General features: G+C 53.1%; 6 protein-coding genes. All 6 read left to right on the forward strand.

Features of this window, described 5'->3' with window-relative positions:
• Positions 1-214: 214 nt before the first annotated feature.
• Positions 215-1,087, forward strand: a complete 873-nt coding sequence (locus EJP87_RS13625) for a PstS family phosphate ABC transporter substrate-binding protein (protein ID WP_193771392.1) — start codon at positions 215-217, stop codon at positions 1,085-1,087.
• Between the two features lie 57 nt (positions 1,088-1,144).
• Positions 1,145-2,236: a phosphate signaling complex protein PhoU gene (gene phoU / locus EJP87_RS13630; protein ID WP_193771393.1), complete on the forward strand. Its 1,092-nt coding sequence runs from the start codon at positions 1,145-1,147 to the stop codon at positions 2,234-2,236.
• 1 nt (position 2,237) lies between these two features.
• Positions 2,238-3,170 carry a phosphate ABC transporter permease subunit PstC gene (gene pstC, locus EJP87_RS13635; protein ID WP_130472419.1) on the forward strand — a complete coding sequence of 311 codons (933 nt, stop codon included), beginning with the start codon at positions 2,238-2,240 and terminating at the stop codon, positions 3,168-3,170.
• 7 nt (positions 3,171-3,177) lie between these two features.
• Positions 3,178-4,080 carry a phosphate ABC transporter permease PstA gene (gene pstA, locus EJP87_RS13640; RefSeq protein ID WP_130472420.1) on the forward strand — a complete coding sequence of 301 codons (903 nt, stop codon included), beginning with the start codon at positions 3,178-3,180 and terminating at the stop codon, positions 4,078-4,080.
• Between the two features lie 34 nt (positions 4,081-4,114).
• Positions 4,115-5,014, forward strand: coding sequence for a phosphate ABC transporter ATP-binding protein (locus EJP87_RS13645; protein ID WP_130472421.1), 900 nt, complete (start codon positions 4,115-4,117; stop codon positions 5,012-5,014).
• Positions 5,015-5,053: 39 nt separating this feature from the next.
• Positions 5,054-5,504: phosphate ABC transporter ATP-binding protein (locus tag EJP87_RS13650; protein ID WP_130472422.1), on the forward strand; the 451-nt coding region annotated here is incomplete at its 3' end.

A 5,504-nucleotide genomic window follows, 5' to 3' on the forward strand; every position in this document is an offset into this window, starting at 1 on the left:
TTGCCCTGCACCCACCAGGAGGAGATAATCTCCTCCTGGACCTCCATAATAATTTTCTGATTTTCAAATGCGATTGCCCTGACACATTTTGTTTGCCGAGCTCCGTAAAACAGCCTATTGTCTACACTCCTGCTTGCCTTTATCGTCGCACATGAGGCATTCTGCAGCAATCGCTATTGCAGCACCTATTCCCCTTGCGTGGTTTGGAAAAAAGATGAACAAACAGAGGGTTGCTCTCCTGACTGCCGCTCTTTTTTTGTTTTCGTCGCCTCTGTTGAGCGCGACCAGCATGATCCAGAATAAAGGCTCCGACACCCTGGTCAATGTGGCCCAGGCGTTGGCCGAGGCTTATCGACAGGTCAAGCCTGATGTGGCCATTGCGGTTACTGGTGGTGGCAGCGGTACCGGTATCGCCGCCTTGATCAATGGTACGGTGGATATTGCCAACTCCAGTCGGGTTATCGAAGAAAAAGAGATAAAGTTGGCGGAAAAAAAGGGCAGCCATCCACAGCCGTTGATCATCGCTTATGATGCCCTTGCAGTATTTGTGCATAAAAACAATCCTATGGAAGAGATCTCTTTACAGCAACTGGCCGCCATGTATGGCGATGGCGGTACCATCAACCGTTGGCCACAATTGGCTGTCGAGGTTCCGGGTTGCCAGAAACAAAAAATTATTCTCCTCTCCCGACAAAACAATTCGGGAACCTATGAATATTTTCGCGAAGCGGTTTTGCGAAAAAATGATTTTGTTTTAGGAACCCATGATATGCACGGCTCCAAGGATGTAGTCGATTTAGTCGGCAAGACCCCTTGTGCCATCGGTTACAGCGGCATGGCCTATGCCAGCAAAAATACCAAAATGTTGCGGATTAAAGTGCATGAGCAGGCAAAAGCGGTGCCTCCCACTGTCGCCACATCGGTGGACAAGAGCTATCCGATTGCCCGCCCTCTGTTTATGTATACCAATGGCGCTCCCAGTGGCGAAATCAAAGCCTATCTGGATTGGGTGATGTCTGCCGCTGGGCAATGCCTGATCAGCAAAAAAGGCTATGCCCCGGTGCATGAGCTGCACTGCCCTCCCTGAGTGGCATGCTTTTTCTCTGCCCTGCCTGTTCTCTTGATCAAGGAGATGATAGAAGCGATGGCTGTTTATGAACAAAAACTGCAACAGGATCTCAACTCCATGCGCGGAGAGATTATTAAGCTGGGCGAGATGGTCAGCCGAGCCTTGAGCGATAGTTTGCAGGCTCTGTTTCAGGGGGAGTATACCCTGGCGCAGTGGACGGTGTTGCGTGACTTTCCGATCAATCGGCAATGTCTGCGTCTGAATAAACAGTGTCATTTTTTTATTGCCCGTCACCTGCCCAGCGCCGGCCATCTGCGTTTGGTCACCTCGGTCATGCAAATGATCATCGAACTGGAGCGGGTCGGAGATTATGCCCGTACCATCGCCAGAGAGACCATTCATCTGCAAACCATTCCCACCGGCAGCATACAGCGCCATCTGCAAGAGATGGCCCATCATACCCAGGATATTTTGTACAAAAGCATGGAGGCCTTTGCCAAGGAGGATGTGGCTTTGGCGCGCTCCACTTTGACCAACAGCAAGCAGGTGACGCTTGATCTCAACCGTTTTTATGAAGAGCTGATCTCTACAGAGAGTGCAGAAAATGGCCGCGACAAGGCGATTCAATTGCTGGATATGCAGAGTATTGCCTATATGCTGGAGCGGGTCAGCAACCGTGCCGCCAACATCTGTGAAGCGGTGCTCTTTATTTTGGCTGGAGAAACCGTACCGGTACGCCTGCATGAAATCGCCTTTTTGGAGAGCGGGGAGGGCTCTCTGGCTCTGCTGGCGGAGCTGCTGGCGCGCAAAGGTTATGGAGAGGTGGCCCGTTTTCGCAGCGCCGCCCTGCAACCGGCGGCCACGCTGCATCCGGCGGTGCAACAGTTCATGGAGCAGCGTGGGTTGACTCTGCCCCAGCAGCAGGTGCAGTCGCTGGCGCAACTGCTTCCTGCCCTCCATGATATTCACATTCTTGTCACTCTGAATAATCCCATCAGCCACTATGGGCTGACCATTCCCTTTCATACCACAGTTTTGCAGTGGCAGGTCGGCAGCGTGTCTGATCTGGAGCAGGCAAACGCCAGCAGTGTCGAAGCCATACAGCAGGCTCTGGTAGTGCAGATGGCCGAGCTGATGACTCTCCTGGTTGGAGAGGAGGGGGTATAAGATGGAGCAACCTCGCTCGGCACCTCCCCTCGGCACTCTTCTCGATGATGCCCGGGATCGGGATTGGTATATCGATCAATTTTTTCGTTTGCTGATGTTTTTGTGTGGCATTTCTGCGGTGGTATTTGTGTTGGGGATCTTTATCTTTGTGTTCAAAGAGGGGTCGGGATTTATCATCCAGCAGATGGATTGGGCCGAGTTTTTTCTGTCGCCAAAATGGCGACCCACTTCGGCGATTCGTGCCACCTATGGAACTCTGGCCATGGTTGCCGGTACAGCGGCAGTGACCCTGATTGCCATGGCGGTAGCCCTGCCTCTCTCCTTTGCGGCAGCCATCTTTATAGCCGAGTTTGCCCGTGGCAGAATGCGCGAGTGGTTGAAGGTGATCATCGAGCTGCTGGCGGCTATTCCCTCTGTGGTGTGGGGCTTTATTGGTCTGATGCTGATCAATCCGTTGCTGATTGATACCTTTGATGTGCCCATTGGTCTGAATGTGCTCAATGCCGGTCTGATTCTGGGTTTGATGGCCGCACCGATCATCACCTCGATTGCTGAAGATGCGCTCAAGGCGGTGCCCGATACCTATCGTGAAGCTGCCGAGGCATTGGGTGCCAGCAAGTGGCAGGTGGTCTACAAGGTGGTGTTGCCAGCCGCCAAAAATGGATTGTTGTCGGCAGCTTTGCTGGGGATTGGCCGCGCCTTTGGCGAGACCATGGCCGTATTGATGGCCAGCGGCCATGCGTTGACCATTCCCAGCTCCCCTTTTGACTCCATCCGGGCCTTGACTGCAACCATTGCGGCCGAATTGGGGGAGACGCCAGTGGGATCCGATCACTACCAGGCGCTGTTTGCCATTGGCATCTTTCTCTTTACCATCACCTTTTTGATCAACATGAGTGCCGACTTTATTGTGCGCGGCATCAAGAATCAATGAGCACTCCATGACTCCTTCTCAGCCCCTCGATTGGTCCCTTTTTCGTGCCGAAGCCATCAACCGGCAGAATGATCGCTTGCAACATCTGTTCATGATTTTGTTTGCCTTGATGGCGCTGTTGCTGGTAATTCCGGTGGTCATGATAGTCATTATTTTGCTGCAAAAGGGGTGGTCGGCGCTCAGTTGGGAGTTTTTGACCACCTTTCCCAGCAATGGCATGACTGAGGGAGGGATCTTTCCGGCGCTGTTGGGCACCATTTGGTTGGTGGCGATCTCGCTATTGGCCTCTGTGCCTTTGGGAGTGGCGGCTGCCATTTATCTGAGCGAATATGCGCGACAGGAGCATTGGTTGACCCGGGTGATCAATCTGGCCACCATCAATCTGGCGGGAGTCCCTTCCATTGTGCACGCCTTGTTTGGTTTGGGGGCCTTTGTGGCCTTTTTTCGTCTGGGAACCAGCATTCTGGCTGCCAGTTTGACCCTGGCAGTGATGACTCTGCCTGTGGTGATTGTCTCCTCCTGGGAGTCGCTGCAAGCGGTACCACAAGCCTTCCGGGAGGCCTGCTGGAATATGGGGGCGACCCGCTGGCAGACCATACGCCATGTGGTTTTACCCAACGCTTTGACGGGAATCTTGACCGGGATCATTTTGCAGGTTTCGCGTGCTGCCGGGGAGACGGCGCCTATCATGTTTACGGGCGCGGCATTTTTTCTGCCCTATCTCCCTTCCGGGGTTATGGATCAAACCATGGCCTTGGCCCTGCACCTTTTTACCATCTCCACCCAGGTTCCTGATGTGCCCGAGGAGATTCCCTTTGCCGTGGCTTTGGTGCTGTTTGCGCTTGTGCTGTTGATCAATGCCGGCGCTATTGCCCTGCGCATGCATCTGCGCAGCAAGAAAAAGTGGTAGGCAAGCATCTCCTTTTGCATCCGAAGGTAAGAGAATGAGCAACCAGTCAACGGCGCACCACAACGAAGAGCCCAAAAGCCCTTTGTCACACTCTTCCGCAGCGGTCGTCTTATCAACAACCTCAACCATTTCTACTGCTGATGCTCTCCCTGCAAGCGCAGAGAGAGAGGAGGCACAGGCAACGGTCAAGGTAGCGGTTCGTGATTTGAGCATACACTATGGGACGACGACCGCTCTTTCGGGAGTCAGTTTGGATATTGCCGCCAACGAGATATTTGCCATTATCGGTCCGGCCAACAGTGGCAAAAGCTCGTTTTTGCAGGCGATTAACCGTATGGATCTGTTGCGCCACAACATGTCGGTCAGTGGCAGCGTTTTGTTCAATGGTATAGATACCCGTTCTTGGCGCAATGTATATGCCTTGCGGCGCAAGATTGGGGTAGTATTTCCTCTTCCGGTGGGGTTGCCGTTATCGATTTATGACAATGTGGCTTTGGCTCCGCGCTTGCGGGGGATCAAGAAGCCCTCTCTGCTTGATGAGATTGTCGAACGCTCTTTGCGCCGTGCTGCGTTGTGGGATGAGGTCAAGGATCGGCTGCAGGCGTTGGGCAGTCTGTTGTCAGGGGGCCAGCAGCAGCGTTTGACCATAGCCCGTGCCTTGTCTCAGGATCCTGAAGTCTTGATGTTGGATGAGTTTTCCATTGCCGTGGATCCGGTGACCACCATGCGCATTGAAGATGTCTTGAAAGAGTTGAAACAGCAGATGACCATTATTCTGGTGACCAATCTGGTGCAGCAGGCCAACCGATTGGCAGAGCGCACGGCCTTTTTTCTCAATGGCGAGTGTGTTGAGGTTGGGGAGACAGAAGCGTTATTTGAGGGTCAGGTTCAGGATCAACGCACCTTGGACTATCTGCAGGGTCGCTTTGGTTGAGTAGTGCTGCTGCAACGAGGAGAGGAGTGAAAGCAGAGGATGAGCAGTCAGGAGTCAGCAGCAGACATTGCCATCAGAACACGTGATTTGAACCTTTGGTATGGTCACTATCAGGCGCTGTTTGCGGTCAATTTACAGATCAAGAGATGGATCATCACGGCGATGATCGGCCCCAGTGGATGTGGCAAATCGACTGTGTTGCGCAGTGTGGATCGGATTAATGAACGTTTGGGATATGTCCGGATTGATGGGGCTATAGAGGTGTTGGGCAAGAATATTTATGATCCGGATGTTCATTTGGCGCAGCTTCGCAAGCAGGTAGGGATGGTTTTTCAGCGTCCCAACCCGTTACCGATTTCCCTGTATGATAATGTATTGTTTGGCCATCGCCTGCACCGTTCAGCCGACGAGCGGTTCAGCAAGGAGGAGGAGGATGGTTTGGTGGAGGCGGCGTTGCGTCGGGTATTGTTGTGGGAGAAGGTAAAGGACA

The sequence above is a fragment of the Candidatus Magnetaquicoccus inordinatus genome (assembly GCF_004217665.1).
In the GTDB taxonomy this organism is placed as follows: domain Bacteria; phylum Pseudomonadota; class Magnetococcia; order Magnetococcales; family Magnetaquicoccaceae; genus Magnetaquicoccus; species Magnetaquicoccus inordinatus.